Origin of the sequence: Neptunicella plasticusilytica, assembly GCF_047922965.1 — a bacterium.
Classification (GTDB): domain Bacteria; phylum Pseudomonadota; class Gammaproteobacteria; order Enterobacterales; family Alteromonadaceae; genus Neptunicella; species Neptunicella plasticusilytica.
The window spans coordinates 4,340,951-4,361,608 of the sequence record NZ_CP150481.1 but is presented as its reverse complement, the minus strand read 5'-3'; the positions used below and the strand labels follow the sequence as shown (position 1 = coordinate 4,361,608).

Below are 20,658 nucleotides of genomic sequence, written 5' to 3'. Positions count from 1 at the left end.
GAAGAATGAAATTGATACAATACAACTCAAGCTCAATGATGTTAGTACTGACGTTAATATTGAGCTTACCTGTTATGGCTAAGAATAACAGTACCTGCGATATTGAACCGGGGCATCCTTTAATGAACGCTTATGGCCCCTGGGATTTTACCAATCCAGCTCATCGAAGCCAGCTACCGATTGTTTTGGGCGCGCATTTTACATCAAATGTGGAGCGCCTTATAAAGGGAGAAACGGGTAAGCTCGAGCATGATCTGGACTATACCCTGAGGGCTATCCCTAACTATCATCGTGCTCTGTATGCGGTAGCGAAGTATCAGCGAATTAATAATATCAAGTATCGGACTATCGACGAATATTGGACCGCAGAGTGTTATTTCAAACGCGCCATCTATATGCAACCTAATGATGCTGTAAGTCGGGCACTATTCGCTATTCACCTGCATAAACTGGATAAACTGAAAGAAGCGGAAGAGCAGTATCTAAAAGCGTTGGAGCTGGACAGTGACAATCCTGAGACTCACTATAATCTGGGTTTGTTGTATGTTGAAACCGGCAGGTTGGAAGAGGCAAAGAAACACGCCAAAGTAGCTTATGAGGCAGGGTATCCGCTAAAGGGCCTTAAAAATAAAATTGATGAAGCCGAAGCTAAGCCTTAGCTTAACTTCCGGGTGACTTTTGAACATACAGCCGCTATTTCATTTCTGATCGGATGCTTAAATACAAATACCAGTCCAACCCACAAGAATAACGAGAAGAATGCGGCAAGCATTAGTTCTGGCAACCCTTGTATAGCCAGAGTTAGCATCAATTGCCTGAACGCCAGCTCACACACAGCGAAAATAGCGGCAATGGAGAACCAAATTCTTAATTTGGGCATTAATTGTGGCAACTCCAGTTTAATTACCTGCCGAAGTGCGGGTTGAATCATCAGGATTTTTACCAGTGGCACTATCATTAGGATCATTGCTGCGGTTTCAATATTCTGGGTAGTCGCGTAAGCAACTAAACCAATCTTCAGAAACATGGTTTTATATACAATGGAAAGTTGCAGTTTAATGTGACCGGTATTGATCAACAGTTGGTCAAATAGTGAGAACATCGAATTGATTGCTACGGCAAAACAGAAGTAAGGCAATATTTGGGCAGAAAAATCCCATTGATCACCGTATAAAAAGCGCACAATATCCAATGAATAAATCGACAGAAAAATAAAGAAATTCCAGGAAATAACGACCACATAATCCTGCATCTTCAAAAAGGCATTTTTTAGTACCAGTTGTGAAGTTCGATGATAATCAGCGAAATAGGCGCCGGAAATAGCGGTAACCGATTTAAGTATCAGGCGATCAAACAGGTTAGCCGTGGCACCCCCTTTATTGAAGAAAGCCACAGATTGCATGCCATAGACTTTGCCCAGAATAAGTTCGGGGCCTACTGCATCTATTTGAGTCATGATATTGCTTACGCTTAGCACTGAACCGAAGCCCAGCACCTCTTTCAATCCTTTTATCCCGGGCAAGAAGGGAAGTTCAGGTTGTCTGAACATATTGGAACCAATAACGGTAGCAATACAGCCCATGATTGAACCGAATGCCAGACTGTAATAACTGTATCCCAGATAAGCAAAGATGATCACCGAGATGCTGCCGGTTAGCGCGCTGAAAAAATCGATTATAGCCACTTGCTTGAACATCAACTTGCGCTTTAACACCGATAAATTCAATGTGCCGAAGGGAATAATGACCAGGTTAATCGCCAGCAGACGGAATATTTCGGTCACTTCTGCCCTTTCGTAGAATGCGCCGATAAAGTCAGACGCGAGAAAGGCAATTAGGGCTAAAGTCCAACAAATAGCTAGAGAGACAGTAAAAGCTGCGCCTAGTTGTGTGCTATCGATGCTTTTTCTTTGGACAATATAAGCGCTAATGCCGAAGTCACGGAATATTTGCAGAAACCCAAAGCCGGCTAGCCCGATTGAAAATATGCCAATTTCATCAGGAGTCAGCAATCGCGCCGTAATGGCAACAGAAAAAAAACGAATGATGATATTGAGATAGTTGGAGGTAAAGGACCAACCCAAGGAATTTTTAATACTACTCATTAGTTTGTTTTTCTTGTTGTTCTTTTATATGCAAATTCAGCAATATGGTAATCACTATCAAATGGTAAGGCATATTCCAGTATGCCAGCCCTAGGAAGGCTCCGCCGCTCATATAAGCAATTTGGCTGACCTGTAACATTCGGGCTAATGTGGTGCACCATTCCAGTTCCGGGGTATCTTTACTGAGTCTGATATTGGTTTTATTTAGCCGCCAGCAAAGTAACAGGAGAGTGAGGAAAATAAACAGTCCCGGGAATCCGAGTTCCCCCATTACTTCAAAGTAAATACTATGGGCATCGTGAATATCGGTCGGATTGGGGGCGTACATGGCAAAGGTTCTGGGCCCCCAATGTCCGTATCCTCCTGCAGTCACCCTGTCCTTAGCAATGTTGAAGGCCAGTCCCCACGCATTAAACCTTCCCATAGCTGAACCATCTTCCTCATAGGTTTCGATGGTATTCATCCTGCTGTACCAATGCTCTGGTATAAAGGGAATGGCAGATAAAACCAGTACGATCCCCAGAAAAGCGATGGGCAATTTGTATTTTGTTTTTGTCCACAAAAAGAAGCTGGTGACAATTAGTGCCAGGAACGCTCCTCGGGAATAACTGGCGATAACCGAGATAAGACATAAACCGATAAAACCCAGATAGGCTCTTTTCAGCCATTTGTTTTTGGTGTCGGTAAACAGGAAAAATAACAGCGGTATGGTCATCAGCAGCGCTAGCGCCAGCTCGTTATTGCCTTCAATAAAAGAATCCGGTGGGCCCCAAACGCGGAAATTACCCCCCGTTGCAATGGCAAATATGCCCCCTTTAATGCCATAAAAAGCCGTTGAAAGCGTGATAGTTAATACCATTAATTTCAGTTTGTGTTCACTGCGCATGATGAGCAAGAGCAGAATAACGCCTAACTGAATCTTAAAAAAACGTGACAGTTCTTTGGTGGCCCACTGGGGTTCTAGCGCAAACATGGTACATATGCCACCCCAGAGCAAGAAAACAATCATCAATATGGTTAAACTGTTCCAGGGGTATTTCTGTTTATCACTGCTGGCCAGATAAGCGACAAGGGTGACTACAAATGCTATCGCGTACAACGGCATTGAATAGGAAATACCCCAGGAAACCAGTCGGTGCGGATTCATATAAGAAATCCACAGCATTAACAATGCGCCAATATAAGGTCGCTTGAAAGCATAAAGACAACCTAAACCAAATATTGATAAAACCAGTAAGTCACGCATTATTGATAGTCTCTGCCATCTTTTGCCAGTCGTGTACCTAGCTCGACAATTTTTTTGGCGTTTTCATCCCAAAACAACTGTTTATCATAAATGGTACGCACTGCTGCATTGGCCAAGGATTCTGACAGCTCAGGTTGGCTGACCAGTTTGCTGACCTGTTCAATAAAATCCTGTTGATTGGCAGGATCAAATAGTACAGCGTTTTCACCATCGCTAAGCAGTTCTTCTATATTGGCTTGTCTCGGTGCCACAATGGCTTTTCCGGTGGCCATATATTCCAGCATTTTTAATGGTGATGCATAAGGTACGACTGCTGGCTGCAGTGCAATGTCTATGGGACCAAGCCAGGCGGGCATATCATCCCGACCCACCAGCCCGGTAATATAAATACGTTCTTCAATACCATACTGTTGTGCTGTCGCTTTGATATCTGCCACGGCCGGGCCATCACCTACCAGCAAAAAGAACAACTTTTCGTTACCTGGTTCGGCTAGTAGTTTGACAATTTTATCCAGGCCGTGCCACTGGCGACAAAATCCGACAAAACCCACCACCGTTTTGTCTTGTGTATCCACCGGCAACGGATTGGCATATTGTTTTTCTATATATTGATCCTGATTGATGCCATTGGGGATAACCTTAATCCTGGTTTCCGCAATGCCAATATTGCGCTGATATTGTGCTAATACATTGGTTACCGGGAATACAATATCGGCATTTTCCCAGGTGTAGTTTTGTGACCATCGGGCTAGACGAGACAGCGCAATACCGTCATATTTTTTTCTCTCTTCATACAGCGGTGCATTAATTTCTAATAACAACGGTATGCCAAATAGCTTCTTTGCCCAGATACCGGCAGGATTAAACAAATTATAACGTTCGTAAATAAATACCGGCCGGTGTTTGGTAATGGCGATTGCCAGTTTTAGCAATGCCCAAAAACTGTACATAAATTCGATGACTTCATATAAGCCCTTGGGTAGCATACTTTTTAACTTGGATACCAGCCCACCATCACCGCCGAATTCTTGCTGCTCTCCCATGCTGGGAGCGACCAGAACAATTTCATGTCCGGCCTTTTTAAGCGATTTAATGATCTCTTCTATATGGACATATTGTCCATCCTTCGAAGCAATTCTGTGGTGATATAAGATTTTCACGACTGCCAATACTCGTTGTTCAAATGCTGCTGACAAATTTCGCTAATATCGGCGATATCCTGTTCAGGTAATTTACTTTTCCAGCCCTGCATTGCCTTAAGCGGGTCTTTGGAGGTTGAATAATAACTGTCAGAATGTGATGAGGTTGACGCTATTAAATAATCTTTTACTTGCTGATCGAAGCTCAGTCCAAAAAACTGGAGTAATTCCTCGAAACCTTGCATTGGCTTAACACACAAATATTCGTATTGCATCAATATACAATTATCTTGTTCTGCCTGTGTCAGCAATTGTTCGTAAAAGATACGCCATTTCCACGCCAGTCGTTGGGCCGGCCTCATTTGTTTAATTGCTTCCAGCGTTAACTGCTGTTGTTTGGCCGTATCGGAGGCAAGCAGGTTTTCAAACAGTCCCCAGTTTTCGTAAACCGGTGTCTTGGACGCAAATTTATTTTGTGCTTCACCGCGTAATTCCGAATTAATAACGGCACAAGGATGGCGGACCAACAACAGCATCTTCATTGATGGATTGGCCCGGCTAAGTACCGACACCCTGCCCATGGATTCAATTGATTTCCAGAACGTAACATGGTGTTTTTTAGGTTTAATCAATATTGGTGAACTTTTGGCCAGACTGTTAAAAAATTGGCTAAGTGATTTATAAGTTAACGCCGACAGGCGGTTAAAATTCAGCTGCAAATTATTTAAATAGCGTTTGGGATAGTATGGCAACCGTCCCACGACTTTCAGGGAGTCCACCGTCTCTATCTGTTTCAGATAATCATTCACGTAGGGCAGATATTCATCAACTTGTTCAGCTGAAATAATCTGCGGGATATTCATCCGTTTAACACTATCTGGTTCATGCAAATAATAGGTATCAGGGTGACTATCTATTGCTTTGGCAACCCAGGTGGTGCCGGATCTTGGCATGCCAATCATCGCTAGCATTGAGTTGACTCCGTTTGATTATTCAGCTGATTGCCGGTGATGTGATTAAAAAGTTCAAACTGTCCCTGTGAGGTAGAAAGCCAGTCGAATCTTTCAGCGTATTGACGCGTTTGGTGCCGCTGAATATTCGCTTTGAACAGGACAGACAATCCTTGCGCTATCGCTTTTGGCTCGCGCTCAACCAGGACGCCAGCCTCTTTGCTGGCAACCACTTCAGGGGTGCCCCATAAATTAGTGGCGACCACCGCAGTACCACATGCCATGGACTCTAACAGAACATTGGCCCAACCTTCGCGGCTGGAGGCTAATATCAGTGCGTCAGCGGCTTGATAAAGCTCCCGTAATTCGATTTGTGACAAGGCACCGGCAAAACGCACCCTGTCTTGCAGTTTCAACAGGCTGACCTGTTGTTTTAATCTCTCTGATTCCGGTCCGTCGCCGGCAATAATGAGATAATAATCGGGTGCGGACAACAAGCTTTCGATGACTAAATGGTGACCTTTACGTTCTATTAAGTGACCTACACTGATAATCAACTTGTCTGACGGCTTCACTTGCCACTGCTGCTTTTTGTTCTGTTGCTGCTGCGAGTCCGTAGCGTTAAAAAATACCAGGTCTACGCCATTACGTAACGCTTTGGTTTTATTGCCTACGGGAGCAAAAGTGAGCAGCTCGTCTTTTAACGCCTGACAAACGGTGATGATACCATCTGCACTATTGGCCACCCATTGCACCATTCGTTTAGCGACCGGATATTGCGGGATAAGGTTGATATCGGTGCCGCGAGCTGTGACGGTAAAAGGCTTTTTAAACAATTTTGCCAATAGGGTAATAGCCACACCATCCGGGTAAAAATAATGGCCATCAATCAGATCAAAATCATAACCCTGCTGTTTTAATTTTCGGGTTGCTCGCCACATGGCTAGAAAAAGAAAAAAGGGCGTCAGATACATGCCAATTTTAGGAAGTACCAGATAACGTGGGTGTAATACATCAATATCGTCAATCTTTTCCTGCGCCGGGACATCAACAAACTTGGCGTATTCCGCTAATGGTCCCTTTTTCATTTTGATCGGAAACCAGGGGACGGGAGCAATGACCTTGGCTTGCAATTGGGGAAAATGATCCAATAGCTGAAGCAGACGGTTTTTCACAAAAATACCGTGTTTTGGTTCGTTGTTATTGGGGAATAGCGTACTAACGGTGAGAATTTTCAAGACGACGCCTATTGAGTACGCTGCATAAAAGCTTCAAACATCATCATCGCCCACAACATCTGGCCATTTTCCTGCGAGCCATTGATATGGTTCTCCACCATGCTGGTCAGGGTCTTTTGATCAAAAATGCCGGAGTCGATCATTTTTCCTTCCAACACCCGTTGCCTTAACTTGTCTTTTAGCGGCCCTCGGAACCATCTGGAGATAGGTACTCCAAAGCCCATCTTATCGCGGTACAGCACATCATGAGGCAGGCGAGATTCTAGCGATGATTTGAATATCGCCTTGCCATTACCGCCTTGTAGCTTGTACTTGCTGGGAATTTTGTTCGACCATTCCAGAAATTTATGATCAATAAGTGGCACCCGGACTTCCAGGCTATGGGCCATACTAGCCCGGTCGACTTTAGTGAGAATATCACCAGGCAAATAGGTTTTCATATCGAGGTACTGAATCAGTGATAGAGCATCATCACCATCAAAGTCATTGGCGTGGCGCTTAAATACTTCCAGCGCATGATAACCGCCCAGCTCCTGCTTAAAGCCGTCCGAGAATAACTGGCTACGGCGTTGATCCGGTACAAACGACATAGTATGTAAATAGGCGGCTAACGCGTCGCGTTGTAAGGCCTGGAAGGTGGATTTGGCGCGTAAAAATTTGGGGGCCCAATCCAGTTTGGGATAGTAATTACCCAAAAAGTTGAATACCGGACTGCGTATACCGGCTGGCACACAAGAACGAATTTTTTCTTCCAGCATGTGCCACTTGTGACGACGGTAGCCAGCAAATACTTCGTCTCCGCCATCGCCGGATAAGCACACAGTGACGTTTTTGCGCGCTAATTCACAAACCCGATAAGTGGGAATGGCGGAGCTATCGGCATAAGGCTCGTCGTACAGCGCTGCGAGCTTATCGATTAAATCGAAATCATCAGAACTGACGATTTCTACCTTATGATCTGTCTTGTATCGATCAACAACGAGCTGGGCGAATTCTGTTTCATTATAATTTTTTACATCAAAACCAATCGAGCAGGTGTTGACCGGTTTTTCACCCTGAATCTCTGCCATTAGGGCCACAATGGCGCTGGAATCTACACCACCGGATAAGAATGCGCCCAGGGGGACTTCGGCGATAAGGCGAATATCTACCGCTTCCTTGAGACGGCTGATCATTTCTTCCTTGATGGATTCTTCGGACTGATTCAGTTTATCGGCGAAACTGACTTGCCAGTATTGCTGAATCTGTGGCGCTTTGTCTCCTGGCTTAAGACTAAGTTGGAAGCCTGGTTCGAGCTTGCTAACCTGACTGTATATCGTGCGAGGCTCAGGAATATAACCAAAGGCAAAATAGTCTTCTACCGCGTATTTGTCCATATCACGGTTTAATCCGGGATGTTGCTCCAGCGCTTTGAGTTCTGAGCCAAAAATAAATTGTCCATTATCCAGCATTGCATAATAAAGCGGTTTTATCCCCAGCCGATCGCGGGCCACGAATAACTTCTGTTGCTGAAAATCCCAGATTGCAAACGCAAACATTCCCCGCAGTTTTTCAACGCATTTCTCGCCCCAGGCACACCAAGCCTGAAGAATGACTTCAGTGTCTGAGTGGGTTAGAAATTCGAATCCCAGCGCGATTAATTCTTCACGCAAAGAAGCAAAATTATACACTTCACCGTTAAAACAAATCATGGCACTGCGTTGTGCATTGGAAAGCGGTTGTTGCCCGGATGACACATCAATAATAGAAAGACGACGATGAGCGAAGCCGACTTTCTCGTCAAAAAAGATATTGCCTTCATCTGGTCCACGATGAAATTGGCTTTGATTCATCGCATTGAGTAATGCTTCAGAAGGTGGCGCTTTACCTTGTGTATCAAATATTCCTGCGATACCACACATATTTTAACTATCCTAATGTTTAAGCTGACATGCTCTGATACAACGCATCATATTGCTTTGTCATCGTATCAATACTAAATTTCTGTTCAATTACGCGTCGACTGTTGTCACCATGCATATGGCTTAACTCCGGGTAGTTGTAATACTTGTTCAGGCAGTCGACCATATCGTCTACCTGCTCCGGAGAAACAAGATAACCTGTTTTATCATGTTGTACTAACTCGGTATTTCCACCTACCTTTGTGGCAATAACGGGTAAACCGCAAGCCATCGCCTCCAAAATGGTATTGGATATTCCTTCGGCCAGTGATGGCAATACAAACACGTCAAAACGTGGCATTAAATCGGCAATATCATTGCGGTTGCCCGCCAACCACGCCTTATCAATACACTGGTAGCGTTTTAAGCTAGCCTCTATTTTTTGTTTGCAGCTGCCGTCGCCGATAAGATGTAATTCAACAGGTTGAGTTTGATCTTTTACCAGTTGATAAAATTTACCAAAGGCTTCCGCCAGCAATATATGATTTTTAACCTCTTCCAGACGTCCGACACAACCTACAATAAACGGGCTAGTGACTTTATCAGCAATTGGAGAAAACTTAGTATCGTCGACCCCATTACAAATGTGGTTGACCTTGTCCGGCTGAATATTAATGGTTGTTAGCAAGTATTCCTTGGCTTCCAATGACAGGGCAACATATTGATGGATAAAATGGCTCATTACCTTGCGTAACTTTTGATAACGCCGATTTTGTCCATGCATATCGTTGACGTCCCAGCCATGTTCTCCGTGGATCCGCAGCGGGATTTTCCGCCACCAACCGACCAATTGCATTTCAAGGGTTGCAGTATTGCGCGTATGTAATATATCCGGTTTAAGTGTTTTCAATAGACTGTTTAAGCGCCAGAAAATACCGATATCATTGCCTTGTTTTTTGGCTAAATCGAAAAACTGTACGTTCCCGGTCTTTAGCCGTTTAGCGAAGTCATTACAATGGCCCTTTAAGGTTATTATAGTATGTGAGTACTGACTTTCGCTCAGGTTGTTGATCAGATTAACTACCCCATTTTCCAGTCCGCCGGTATCAAACCTGTAAATAATATGGGCGATATGCAATCTAGTTTGAGGCATGTAATGCCTCCTTTAAACCATCATTCAGATACTGGCGAGTAAAGTCGTTTAGTTGGTTACGTCCGGCGCCGCTATGCTCTAACGGGATAGACAGAGCAATAAAATAACCGGTTTGTGGCTGTCCTAACAATGCCTGTACAGCCTGGGATAATTTAATTTTCAAGGTAGAAGGAGTCACAAACCAGTCATTGACATAGGTGTAGGCCAACAAGCGTTTGATACCTTGACTGTTAATGATCTCGACGGTATTGAACTGCTCAGCCGATTGTCGGCTGACCCTTGACCAAGCCTTCTCGTTGTATACCTGGTTGATACTGTTGATTAATTCATGGTTTTGTTGGTTAAACCCGTAATAAGCAATATAAAAATCCACCCCGTCAATATTGCCGCTTTTTTCAATCGTCGGGTTCTGAAATCTGGGTAGCCAGCTTTTAGCCACCAACGGCTCTCCGGCGGGTAAAACCTGCTGTGCATCAAATTCGGATATTTCGGGCATGTTGGAAACACTGGACTTATAGCCAAACATTAACAGGCAGGATGCCAGAATGACCAAAAAGGAGGGCACAACAAATCCTATGCTATAGCGTTGTTCGGCTATTTTATCCTCTGTGCTTGCAGGTAAAGGATCGCGCCAGATATTACCCACTGCAAACATAATTAGAATAACCACACCAAACCATAACCAACCGTAAATAAGATGGTCCACTCCGGTGGCGTACTTCATCTCGGTTAAGTAGGCAATCATTACTATCCCGTAAGCGCGAATGCCATTGGCCAATAACGGCAAGAATAATGAAAACAGTACAAAGATAATCTGCTTTTTCCGGCTGGTATAACTCAAATAGGCAAATAAGGTACCCAGCGTAAAGGAAGCAATAAGATAACGAATACCTGAACAGGCTACGGCGACTTCAAACAAGCCACCCGGGATAGCAATATATAAACCCTCCCGATAAACCGGAACACCGGTTAATCGCAAGGTGTAAACTGTGATGTCTGCCGTCAGATCTTGTAAGGAAGGAATTAGAAATTCACCGGCGGGAACGCTGAACATCCAGAAAACCAGCGGAAACAACATGATTTTGGCTACCTGATTACCTAATACCAGCCAGATAAATAACGGCAAAAGTAAGAAAGTTGCTCCTTGCTCAATAACCAGCATTTGGGCCAGATTGCCCAATAACCAGATCACCATAGTGAACAGTATGGCTACTAGCACCCAGTAATTGGGCTGAATTTTTGCTTTGCTCAGCGCTGGCCAGTTCTGATAAATCAGGTAGAGACAAATAGGGAAAATAATAAAACAGTGAGTGAAAGTTTCCGAACGCTCCCAAATCGCCACTGTTGAAGCGATGCTATTGTAAAACAGACCAGTCCAAATAATCGCAATGGCAATCAGTAGATGTAATATCCCGATATTGTGTTTATTTAGCATCTATACAATTCCTTCTATGCCAGCCTTGATTATTTTACATCGATTAAAGTGGTTAAATCAGCCAGAGTTTCATGCCATTGCAAATGGTCGACAATCCACTGTCGACTGTCCGGTGCATACTGTGGTTTGTCGAGATAATGACAAACCTGACGAGCAAACTCATCGGCTTGATCGACAATCTGGATATGCTCATTTTTTGCCTCTATACCTTCAATCGCCATATTGGTTGCTATAACAGGGCGGCCAAGCGCCATGGCTTCCAGCACTTTATTTTGTATCCCTCGGGCAATCTGTAAGGGGGCAACATTGATCTTGGCCTTTATAACGTAAGGTCTGACATCCTTAACTCTGCCAGTCACAATGATCCCCTGTTTGCCATGTAACGCTTTGATTTGGGCGGTTGGATTGCCGCCGACAATATAAAAAGTCGCTTGTGGATATCGCTGGCGAACACTTGGCCATACATTATCAACAAACCATACTGCCGCATCGACATTAGCCCAATAATCCATCGCACCGGTAAAGGCCACATCAATGTTGTCATTTAATGGCTCAATATTGGCGTTGGCCGGATCAAAAAATTGGGTGTCTACTCCGTTTAACAAATAGCCCACTTTATGGTGGATAGTCGGAGTGAGTTGTTGGCGAAACAACTCGGCTTCCTGCGGTGAAACAAACAGCGCATGGGCAACGTGCTTGGCGACATTGTTTTCAAATTTTTGCAGGGTACGCCATTCACGCTGGTACACCCATTTTTTGATTGGGTTAGCATCCTGGGCATATTGACGCCATTTGTCCGAATCGACATCAACAAAATCGACCACGATGTGCAAATTGTCTTTATCTGAAACGTATTGCGCCATGGTTGAAGAGAAGATCAGTGCATGGTTAATAGCGAATGTCTGGCAGCATTGATCAACCCAGCTTTGCATAGCCTTGCGATGATAATAAGGCAATGATAATGCCTGTCCGGTTAACAGTGCGGTGGATGATTTTATCGTGGACCAGCGTTTATTAACTGTTAACGCAAAAACACTTTTACACCAGGTGTTTAGCTGCTCCAGGTATTGTTGATCATATGGGTCGTCGATAAAGCACCCCAGATGGACATCATAATGTTTGGCCAGCTGCTGCAATATATTAAAAGAACGTATTTTGTCGCCCTTATTTGGCGGATAAGGGATGCGGTGACAGAGGTACAACAACGGCGGCCTGGACATGAATTATCCCAAATATTTTGATAAAAATGGCCCGATTAGCCGACTGAGTCCAATCGGTAATTTTTGCCACAAACTGATAAACAATTTGTATTTAGGATTGTTAGGACTGAGATTTGGTAGACTCTGCGCCTTGACCAAGTGGTATTGATAAAATAGCGGTTTGGCATCCATTCCCCAGTGCTTTTTATAGTTATACGCACCCGAATCTATTTTGCTGCGTCCAAAATCATAGTAGCTGCAAGCTTTTTCAACCCGTGCATGGCACATCAGCTGATAATACATAAAGTCATTACTTTTGAGATTACGGGCTTCAGGCGTGCCGCCGCCATAATAGGGCAGAACTTGCCCCTTATAATAAAAACTCAGTACCGAGGATACAGGGTTATCCTGATGGTGGACGGTCAGTACTTCGCATCGATCCTGAAACACTTTTTTCAAAATCTGAAAATATTGCTTGGGGAAAACCGGAGTGCCCAAGTTGCGCACACTTTCAGAATAGATTTGATAGGACAGGGCTACGTCGTCGTTGATTGTGTAGGCCAAATCATTGTTAAGCGAATGACGGATCACCGCGCGCTGTTTCTTTTTAACCGCGGCCAGGATCGCATCGCCGTCTGTACCTAATTCACAGCCAAAGGTAACATGCTGACTGCGCGTCTCCAGTGAATTGTTGCGCGCGAAGGGATAACGTAATTCCAGATAATCGACTTGCAGGCGCTCTGCCAATTCAATTGCCTGTTGTTCCAGAAAATCCATTACTTCGGGATTGTCGCTGGCTACGCCACCATAGACACAGAAAGGGGTTGAAATCAGCGCATTACCAAATAAACGGCTTTTCTGATGCACCAGGGGTAACACGCCAACAATATTCCCATCCTGTTCAGCATAAAGAAAGTGGCATTGGTGGTTGTACGCCTGCTCGATAACAGTTTTCCAGCCGGAAAGATGAAAAAAATGCCCATTAGCACATTGATCGACAAAATGATCCCATGCCTGGTGGAGTGTTTGATCTGAATTAAGGGTTTTAACGACGAAATGAGACAAGCTAGCTTACTCCGTAGACATCCTTCATGGTTGACCAGTTAAAGTCCACCAGCAGTTGTTCCAACTTTCCAAAGGTTTTGTTTAGATTGATATAGTGCCTAAAATTGGACTTCCATGATGCTCCTGACACTCTTGGCTGATCGGGATCGATTTCCCATGGATGGAAATAAAATGAATAGGGCTGTTTTTCAGCCTTCAGATATTTTTTAATCAGTGTTCGCGACAAACTGTAAGGATATAAGCGAAAATACCCGCCACCTCCAATTGCCATTTGCCGACCTAACAATTTTAAGGTTGGAATGGGAATTTCGGTTATATTCTCGGGTCTGCGATAAGCAAACCTCGGCCAATCCGGAGTACCGTATAAATCATGTTTGACGGGATAGGTGCTGGAACTGTACTTGAAGCCTAATTCGACCAGCGTTTCAAATGCCCATTGATTATCGTAACTGATTGAAAAACTTGGGGCGCGATAACCCAATATGGGTTCTCCCAACAGTTGTTCAAGATGATCTTTAGAGCGGGCTACATCCTGATGAAATACATCCTGAGTCTGTTCAGTCGCTCGCCGGTGCGCATAGCCATGGCTGGCGACTTCGTGCCCGCGGGCATGGATATCTTTAATCAATTCCGGAAAACGTTCTGCCACCCATCCAAGCACAAAAAATGTCGATTTAACCTGATGTTTGTCAAACAGATCCATTAATCGATAAGTATTATCTGCTACACGGGGTTGGTAATTTTGCCAGTGATTGGGTGAGATGACCTTGTCAAAGGCCGACACCTGAAAAAAATCTTCGACATCTACTGTCATGGCATTAATGGTGGGCGATAGTTTGGCCATTATCGCCCCTTTCCGAATAACACCACTTCGACTGTACGGATCAGGATCAGCAGATCCAGCATTAAACTTTGATGTTTAACGTAATAAAGATCGAATTTAAGTTTTTCCATCGAATCTTCAACACTGGCCCCATAAGGATAATTTAATTGTGCCCAGCCAGCCAAGCCGGGACGCACATTGTGTCGCTGGTTGTAATAGGGGATTTCGCGGATAAGTTCCTCGACAAATTCAGGACGTTCAGGTCGAGGGCCGATAAAGCCCATTTCGCCGCGTAATACATTCATCAACTGGGGCAACTCATCAATCCGGTATTTACGGATGACATTGCCTACTTTTGTTGTCCGTGAATCATTCTTGGAAGCCCATTTGGCACCGTCTTTCTCGGCATCCAGACCCATGCTGCGGTATTTGATGATTCGGAATACCGCACCGTTGAGACCAATTCGATCTTGACGATATAGAATCGGCGCGCGGATACCGTCTTCGATCCAGATGGCCATCACTGTCAACAACATTAGCGGCCAGGTGAACAACAATACAAATAAGGCCAGGAATGCGTTGATCACATAATTTAATGCATCACGCAGGTAGTTGTGAGTATGAAAACCGTTAGAATAGATAACCCAGCTGGGGTAAATCATGTTAACAGCTATCTGACCGGATTCCCGTTCCATAAAATCCAGAATATCGACAATTTCGATGCCTCTCACCCGACAGTCGAACAGCACATCTATCGGTAATGTGCCACGTCTCTGGTCGCAGGCAATGACAATTTCTTCGATATCGTTATCGGTCAAATAAGTGCGGAAATTATCGTCAATTTCCACCTCAACCAGTTGTTCCTGTTTGATGCCGTTTTCACGATTATCGCCCGGCATGGGAATAAAACCGGCTAATTCAAAACCCAATCTATCGACGTCGCGACGCATACGTTGCTCAATGATAGCGGCTCTTTCACCGGCACCAATCACAATAATACGGTTTTTACCTAGACCCAAAGCACCCATTTTATTGGAAAAATAGCGGAACAAGGACAGTGCCAAAATAATCAGTCCGGAAGTCACCGGTAGATAGTAGGTGTGCATACTCAGGTTATGCAGCAAGGTACTGGTAAGGAGTTCCATCACAAAATAGCTGATGGCCACACTGACGAAGATCCGGCGCAATATCCCCCGGAAAGATTCTCTCAGTTTTGTTTCATATAAACCGACAGATAGCGCCGATAACTGTACCAGGATAACGATAAGGGCAATATTAATTGCCAATACATCATTTTCGGGTGGTATAGCTTCAACGGCTATTTGCGACACCACCCAATTGGCTAAATGTGCCACATACGCAATGATCATCGCTTCAAGGATGACGAGTATATTGGAGCGTCTAACCTGCTTTCCTTTTCTTGGTCCCATTAAGGCTCTCGCAATTTTTTATACTTATAACTTTCAAAATAAAGAATATTTTTATAACTGGTTGAGATAATTCTTTTTATCTAGCGCTTTTCAGTTTGTTTAAGGTTGCTAATCTTATTGAATCTGTTAAAACTAAGCTAATTTTATTTTTTATTTGACTAGATGTGGAAACTGTACATGATGAAAACAAAAATAACACCTGTTGCCTGCATGTTTTTATTTGCGGCTTTAGTCGGAGGCTGCAGTACAAATACCCTTCCACCTGCCACCACTCATGCGTCACTCACTACATCAGTAAATGATTACAATTATTTGATCGGTCCTGGTGATAACTTAAATATTTTTGTATGGCGCAACCCGGAAGTATCAGGCGCTTTTGTCGTTCGCCCTGATGGAAAGATTACCACCTCGCTGGTTGAAGATATTCCGGTGACGGGTAAAACGCCAACTCAACTGGCCCGTGATGTTGAGAAAGTGTTATCCAAATATATTCGTGATCCTATTGTGACTGTCAGCCTGAGTCGATTTAATGGACCTTTCAGTGAACAAGTACGAGTGATCGGCGAAGCAACCAATCCGAAGTCGGTCAGTTATGCTGAAGATATGACATTACTGGATTTAATGATTCAGGTAGGTGGATTGACGCAGTTTGCCGATGGCGATGGAGCCAAGTTAATTCGAGTTGTTGACGGGGAGCAAAAAGAATATTCGGTTTATCTGCAGTCACTGATTAAAGACGGGGAGATTTCTGCCAATGTGGATATTCTGCCTGGTGATATTTTGATTATTCCGGAAGCCTGGTTTTAGATTCTAATCTGGTTTAGAACAGGTATAATTTCTAACTATTTTAATAATCACTGAGCCGTAGTAGTAATAAATTATGATGGGAATTCAGCAAGCGCTTGATCAGGTAGTCACCTTCTTAAAAGGAATTTGGATCAAGAAGCGTTACATTATTATTTCGTCCTGGCTTATTTGCCCGATTGGATGGGGCCTTGTTGCCTCCATGCCTGATGAATATGAATCATCGGCCAGAGTTTTTGTAGATACCAATAGTTTGCTACGGCCATTGTTAAGGGGACTGGCGGTATATAACGATCCGGAGCAACAAGTGAATTTGGTGGCCAGGACCTTATTAAGTCGTCCTACGCTGGAAAAAATCGCCAGAGAAGCTGATTTGGATATCACTGCCAAGACACAGCAAGACCTGGATGAAGTGATTGACGAACTGGATAAAAATATCAGCTTGAGCAGTACCCGTGAAGATAATATTTATACCATCAGTTACCCATCTTCCACTCCTGAATTGTCGCAAAAGATAGTACAAATCACCTTAAATGAGTTTGTTGAAACCTCTTTAGGTTCAAACCGTAAGAGTAGTGATTCTGCCGAGGAATTTATTAATCGGCAAATTAACGAATACGAGCAGCGTTTGCTGGAATCCGAACAACGACTGGCGGAATTCAAGCGCACCCGCATGGATAAAGCCCCAGGTGATACCGGTGATTATTACACGCGTTTGCAGGCACAAAAAGCTCAGTTACAGGAAGCTGAATTACGCTTAAAAGAACTAAATTCCCAGTTGGCATCAGCCAAAGCGCAGCTTGCCGGTGAGGAGCCGGTATTCGGTCTGGCCTCTCCTGCGCCTGATATCGATACTAATCCGGGGATCAGTACCCAATATGATAGCCGTATTGAGGCCCAGCAGGCACGTCTGGATGAGCTGCTTATCCAATATACTGAACAGCATCCTGATGTAATCAAAATTAAAGGTTTGTTAGCCCGCTTAAAAGAAGACCGCAAAAAGCAGATTGAGGCCATGAGTCAGGCGGCGACTACGACCGGATCGTTCAGTCAGTTTGGTAACGTCAACCAGAATCCGGTTTATCAGGAAATGAAAATTAACGTCGCCAATCTTGAAAGTGAGATCGCCTCGATAGAAGTGCGCGTTCAAACCTATAAAGCTGATGTTCAGACTCTGGAAGAAAAAATTAATCTTATTCCGTTAATTGAAGCTGAATTTCAAGGCTTGAATCGTGATTACGGGATTATTAAGTCCAAGTATCTTGAATTATTAAGTCGTAAAGATTCGGCTGAGTTGTCGCGCAAGGCCGAAGCTACCTCGGACGACATTCAATTCCGAATTATTGACCCACCACGATTACCGACTAAGCCTTCGGGTCCGAATCGGATGATTTTTTACACCTTGATACTGATAGTCGGTTTTGGATCGGGTTTAGGTATTGCCTTTTTAGTTAGCCAGATCAATCCGGTGGTATTTAGTTATCGCCAATTAACTGAACATTTTAATATTCCGGTATTGGGAGCTGTGTCGCACATTGATGCGGCAAAGTTATTAAGTGCTAACAAACGCCGAATTATTATATTTTCCTTATCCAGTTCAGTTCTGTTGGCTATCTATATTGGTATCGTGACGATGGAGTTGGTTTATGGTGGCTTACCCCTTCACTTGCTGGAGAGTTTAGTGTGAGTACTATTGAAAGAGCATTAAAAAGACAGAAAGCGGAAGCGGATAAAAAAGCCAGTGAAGAAAAAGCGAATCTGGACGCAGAGGTAGCGGCTAAACAAAATGTTGTTGTCGAGACTGAAAACAGAGTCGCTGCTGAAGTGGAAAATGGTTCAACCAAAGATCGGGCCTACCTGCAGCTGAATCTTGATGACAAGTATTTTGTTACGCCCAACTCGATTAAACATTCTATTGGTGAAGAATTTAGAGCAATAAAGCGCAAAGTCCTCAGTAACGCTTTTGGTCCATTATCCAAAACGCTAAACAATAGCAATATTATTATGGTTTCTAGCGCTAACCCCAATGAAGGTAAGACCTTTACAGCGGTAAATCTGGCATTGAGTATCGCACTTGAGCAAGATAAGACAGTGTTACTGGTGGATGCCGATGTACTGCGGCCCAATGTAATGAAAACGTTGGGAGTCACCTACGATAATGGCTTAATGGAATATCTGTTAGGAGAAGTCGACGATATTTCTGATGTGATATACCACACTAATGTAGAGAAGTTGCGGATTATCCCGGCGGGGAAATCTCACCACCTTTCCACTGAAATGCTGGCCAGTGAAAAAATGCTGGATATCGTTAATGAGTTCGCGACACGGTACTCTGACCGGGTGGTTATTTTTGATTCACCACCATTGCTAGGTATTAACGAAACGGCCATTATGACCAATTTAGCCGGTCAAGCCGTAGTGGTGATAGAGGAAGGCAAGACTAAATTAGCGGATATCTCGACGGCGGTGGAGCAGCTTAATCCGGATATGGCTAAAGGTTTCGTGGTGAATAAGTCACAAAAAGGTAATCAGGCGCAGGGGTACGGCTACGGTTATGGCTATTATAGTACGGAGAGTGAATAGCGTGCGGTCCGAGCTACCAAAACTAAAATTAAAACGCCTTTTTGTTCTCACAATTTTATCTTTTAGCAGTTTTTATGTTCAGGCTGACTGGCGTTTTGCGCCTGCGATTGAAACCAGGCTGGACGCTTATGACCGAACCTTTGAAAATGGCGTGACGGCAAAAGATGAGGTGCTTTCGTTAGAGCCAAAACTGAATGCCATTTTTGATGGTCATAAGGTGGATGGATCATTTTCTGTCAAGCATACCCGAATATTGCCTAATGATGATGAACTGAGTAAGGCGCGTAGCTATACCAGTTATGGGGTAAATGCCAAAAGTGAATTTCTGGATAATCTGCTAAAGTTTCAGCTTATGGCTGATCAGGACTATTTAGTTCGCGATCCTTCTGATTCGTTATCATCCAGCACGGTCACTGCCCCCGAACGCTTTACTAAAGTAAGACGTATGTCTGGCTCACTGCTATTTTCTCTACCCAATCCAGTGTGGTTTGGTATGGATATGGGGGGGCAAGCTTCAAAATCGGAAGCTGACGCAATCGAAGGACCTGACACTCCTGGCTTTAACAACGAAACCTACGGTGCAAATGTACGTTTCTATCGTGGCAAAAATATTCGTTATGTCGATTGGAATATTTCAGCGTCTTATAATAATACCAAGCGTGAAGTTAGCGATGACTTTGAGTCACGAGTAGTTAATGCCAAGTTTTCATTCCCGTTATTTATGAAAGACTTGCGTTTTGTTTTAACCGGCCAAGACGAAAAAAATGAATTCGGCTCAAATCGAGTCGAGTTTTCTGACGCATACGATCAAACCAGTTATGGTGCTGGACTAGAATGGTTTGTCTCCGACAGTCGATATATTACTGTGACGGTCAATCGCATCGAGAAATCATTAAATGATCAGGAGCAGGATTATTTAGGTCTTGATCTGAAATGGGCATTTAGCAGTCGTACTTCTATCGGCGCCAATTATGGAAAACGCTTTTATGGTGATTCCTATGACTTTAGTCTTATTCATAGTACTCGTGATATTCGCACCTTAATTGGATATCACGAGAGCATTACTACACGTTCGCGTATTACCCAGAATAATGTAGATATGGTGATAGTCTGTCCGGTAGGTGATACGCAATTTGAAAATTGCTTTCAGCCAGAGGTAGGCTATGAATTGCTGCCCGGAGAACAGAGCTTTGACTTTCAGCAGCAAGTACCTGAACTATCAGAAGAAGTGTATTTACGCAAAAGCGCCAATATCGACTTGAGCTGGACCCGTCGTAAGCTGACTTTGGGAATTGGGGCTAATAAAGGCAGTACAGACTATCTTGAATCCAATCGGCAACGCGACAATCAAAGTATAGCAATTCGTGCAATTTATAAGTTAAATCGAACCACAGACGTTAATTTTTCTGCCAATGTAGCTGAATATCAGTTTGAAACAGAAGAAGTGCCAGACAAAACTCAAACGGTCGGTTTGGGGCTAACCAAAGAGTTAGGACGAAATATAACCACTAGCGTCAATTTGCGCTATCTAGATAGAGATTCCAGTCAGCCAAGTAATACACTGATAGATAAGCGTATTTCTGCTAGTCTGACTTATAATTTCTGACTT

At 43.8% G+C, this 20,658-nt stretch carries 17 protein-coding genes; 5 read left to right on the top strand and 12 right to left on the bottom strand.

Going from position 1 to position 20,658, the window contains the following annotated elements; genetic code table 11:
* The first annotated feature begins 5 nt into the window (after positions 1–5).
* Positions 6–659: a tetratricopeptide repeat protein gene (locus tag V1467_RS19665; RefSeq protein ID WP_416306681.1), complete on the top strand. Its 654-nt coding sequence runs from the start codon at positions 6–8 to the stop codon at positions 657–659.
* Here V1467_RS19665 and V1467_RS19660 read toward each other — a convergent pair.
* From V1467_RS19660 to V1467_RS19605, 12 genes are all read right to left on the bottom strand, one after another.
* Positions 656–2,104, bottom strand: coding sequence for an oligosaccharide flippase family protein (locus tag V1467_RS19660; RefSeq protein WP_416306680.1), 1,449 nt, complete (start codon positions 2,102–2,104; stop codon positions 656–658). The two genes, V1467_RS19665 and V1467_RS19660, sit on opposite strands and share 4 nt — an antisense overlap.
* Positions 2,097–3,350: a putative O-glycosylation ligase, exosortase A system-associated gene (locus V1467_RS19655; protein ID WP_416306679.1), complete on the bottom strand. Its 1,254-nt coding sequence runs from the start codon at positions 3,348–3,350 to the stop codon at positions 2,097–2,099. The genes V1467_RS19660 and V1467_RS19655 overlap by 8 nt, the downstream gene beginning before the upstream one ends.
* Positions 3,350–4,510: a glycosyltransferase family 4 protein gene (locus V1467_RS19650; RefSeq protein WP_416306678.1), complete on the bottom strand. Its 1,161-nt coding sequence runs from the start codon at positions 4,508–4,510 to the stop codon at positions 3,350–3,352. Before V1467_RS19650 ends, V1467_RS19655 begins: the two co-directional genes overlap by 1 nt.
* A complete protein-coding gene (locus tag V1467_RS19645) occupies positions 4,507–5,460 on the bottom strand; it encodes a sulfotransferase (RefSeq protein WP_416306677.1) in 954 nt (317 codons plus the stop codon). The genes V1467_RS19650 and V1467_RS19645 overlap by 4 nt, the downstream gene beginning before the upstream one ends.
* Positions 5,454–6,614, bottom strand: coding sequence for a glycosyltransferase (locus V1467_RS19640; RefSeq protein WP_416306676.1), 1,161 nt, complete (start codon positions 6,612–6,614; stop codon positions 5,454–5,456). Before V1467_RS19640 ends, V1467_RS19645 begins: the two co-directional genes overlap by 7 nt.
* A gap of 71 nt (positions 6,615–6,685) precedes the next feature.
* Positions 6,686–8,578 carry an XrtA/PEP-CTERM system amidotransferase gene (locus V1467_RS19635; RefSeq protein ID WP_416306675.1) on the bottom strand — a complete coding sequence of 631 codons (1,893 nt, stop codon included), beginning with the start codon at positions 8,576–8,578 and terminating at the stop codon, positions 6,686–6,688.
* Between the two features lie 19 nt (positions 8,579–8,597).
* Positions 8,598–9,710 (bottom strand): TIGR03088 family PEP-CTERM/XrtA system glycosyltransferase, encoded by a 1,113-nt coding sequence (locus V1467_RS19630; RefSeq protein ID WP_416306674.1) that lies wholly within the window; start codon positions 9,708–9,710, stop codon positions 8,598–8,600.
* Entirely contained in the window at positions 9,697–11,145 is a 1,449-nt protein-coding gene (gene xrtA, locus V1467_RS19625; protein WP_416306673.1) for an exosortase A, read from the bottom strand. Before xrtA ends, V1467_RS19630 begins: the two co-directional genes overlap by 14 nt.
* A gap of 29 nt (positions 11,146–11,174) precedes the next feature.
* Positions 11,175–12,365, bottom strand: a complete 1,191-nt coding sequence (locus tag V1467_RS19620) for a TIGR03087 family PEP-CTERM/XrtA system glycosyltransferase (protein ID WP_416306672.1) — start codon at positions 12,363–12,365, stop codon at positions 11,175–11,177.
* Between the two features lie 3 nt (positions 12,366–12,368).
* Positions 12,369–13,409 (bottom strand): FemAB family XrtA/PEP-CTERM system-associated protein, encoded by a 1,041-nt coding sequence (locus tag V1467_RS19615; RefSeq protein ID WP_416306671.1) that lies wholly within the window; start codon positions 13,407–13,409, stop codon positions 12,369–12,371.
* Position 13,410: 1 nt separating this feature from the next.
* Complete coding sequence (locus tag V1467_RS19610) at positions 13,411–14,253, bottom strand: XrtA system polysaccharide deacetylase (protein WP_416306670.1); 843 nt, start codon at positions 14,251–14,253, stop codon at positions 13,411–13,413.
* Complete coding sequence (locus V1467_RS19605; RefSeq protein ID WP_416306669.1) at positions 14,253–15,662, bottom strand: TIGR03013 family XrtA/PEP-CTERM system glycosyltransferase; 1,410 nt, start codon at positions 15,660–15,662, stop codon at positions 14,253–14,255. The genes V1467_RS19610 and V1467_RS19605 overlap by 1 nt, the downstream gene beginning before the upstream one ends.
* Before the next feature lie 180 nt (positions 15,663–15,842).
* On the opposite strand from V1467_RS19605, the gene V1467_RS19600 reads away from it, so the two are divergent.
* From V1467_RS19600 to V1467_RS19585, 4 genes are all read left to right on the top strand, one after another.
* Positions 15,843–16,469 carry an XrtA/PEP-CTERM system exopolysaccharide export protein gene (locus V1467_RS19600; RefSeq protein ID WP_416308732.1) on the top strand — a complete coding sequence of 209 codons (627 nt, stop codon included), beginning with the start codon at positions 15,843–15,845 and terminating at the stop codon, positions 16,467–16,469.
* 73 nt (positions 16,470–16,542) lie between these two features.
* Entirely contained in the window at positions 16,543–18,153 is a 1,611-nt protein-coding gene (locus V1467_RS19595; protein ID WP_416306668.1) for an XrtA system polysaccharide chain length determinant, read from the top strand.
* On the top strand, positions 18,150–19,049 hold the full coding sequence (locus V1467_RS19590) for an XrtA-associated tyrosine autokinase (protein ID WP_416306667.1): 900 nt from the start codon (positions 18,150–18,152) through the stop codon (positions 19,047–19,049). Before V1467_RS19595 ends, V1467_RS19590 begins: the two co-directional genes overlap by 4 nt.
* Entirely contained in the window at positions 19,021–20,655 is a 1,635-nt protein-coding gene (locus V1467_RS19585) for a TIGR03016 family PEP-CTERM system-associated outer membrane protein (RefSeq protein WP_416306666.1), read from the top strand. Before V1467_RS19590 ends, V1467_RS19585 begins: the two co-directional genes overlap by 29 nt.
* The last annotated feature ends 3 nt before the right edge of the window (positions 20,656–20,658 follow it).

Coding starts and splice junctions, on each gene's coding strand:
- V1467_RS19665 (WP_416306681.1), top strand. CDS start 6: ATGAAATTGATACAATACAACTCAAGCTCAATGATGTTAGTACTGACG.
- V1467_RS19660 (WP_416306680.1), bottom strand. CDS start 2,104: ATGAGTAGTATTAAAAATTCCTTGGGTTGGTCCTTTACCTCCAACTAT.
- V1467_RS19655 (WP_416306679.1), bottom strand. CDS start 3,350: ATGCGTGACTTACTGGTTTTATCAATATTTGGTTTAGGTTGTCTTTAT.
- V1467_RS19645 (WP_416306677.1), bottom strand. CDS start 5,460: ATGCTAGCGATGATTGGCATGCCAAGATCCGGCACCACCTGGGTTGCC.
- V1467_RS19635 (WP_416306675.1), bottom strand. CDS start 8,578: ATGTGTGGTATCGCAGGAATATTTGATACACAAGGTAAAGCGCCACCT.
- V1467_RS19630 (WP_416306674.1), bottom strand. CDS start 9,710: ATGCCTCAAACTAGATTGCATATCGCCCATATTATTTACAGGTTTGAT.
- xrtA (WP_416306673.1), bottom strand. CDS start 11,145: ATGCTAAATAAACACAATATCGGGATATTACATCTACTGATTGCCATT.
- V1467_RS19620 (WP_416306672.1), bottom strand. CDS start 12,365: ATGTCCAGGCCGCCGTTGTTGTACCTCTGTCACCGCATCCCTTATCCG.
- V1467_RS19610 (WP_416306670.1), bottom strand. CDS start 14,253: ATGGCCAAACTATCGCCCACCATTAATGCCATGACAGTAGATGTCGAA.
- V1467_RS19605 (WP_416306669.1), bottom strand. CDS start 15,662: ATGGGACCAAGAAAAGGAAAGCAGGTTAGACGCTCCAATATACTCGTC.
- V1467_RS19600 (WP_416308732.1), top strand. CDS start 15,843: ATGAAAACAAAAATAACACCTGTTGCCTGCATGTTTTTATTTGCGGCT.
- V1467_RS19595 (WP_416306668.1), top strand. CDS start 16,543: ATGATGGGAATTCAGCAAGCGCTTGATCAGGTAGTCACCTTCTTAAAA.
- V1467_RS19585 (WP_416306666.1), top strand. CDS start 19,021: ATGGCTATTATAGTACGGAGAGTGAATAGCGTGCGGTCCGAGCTACCA.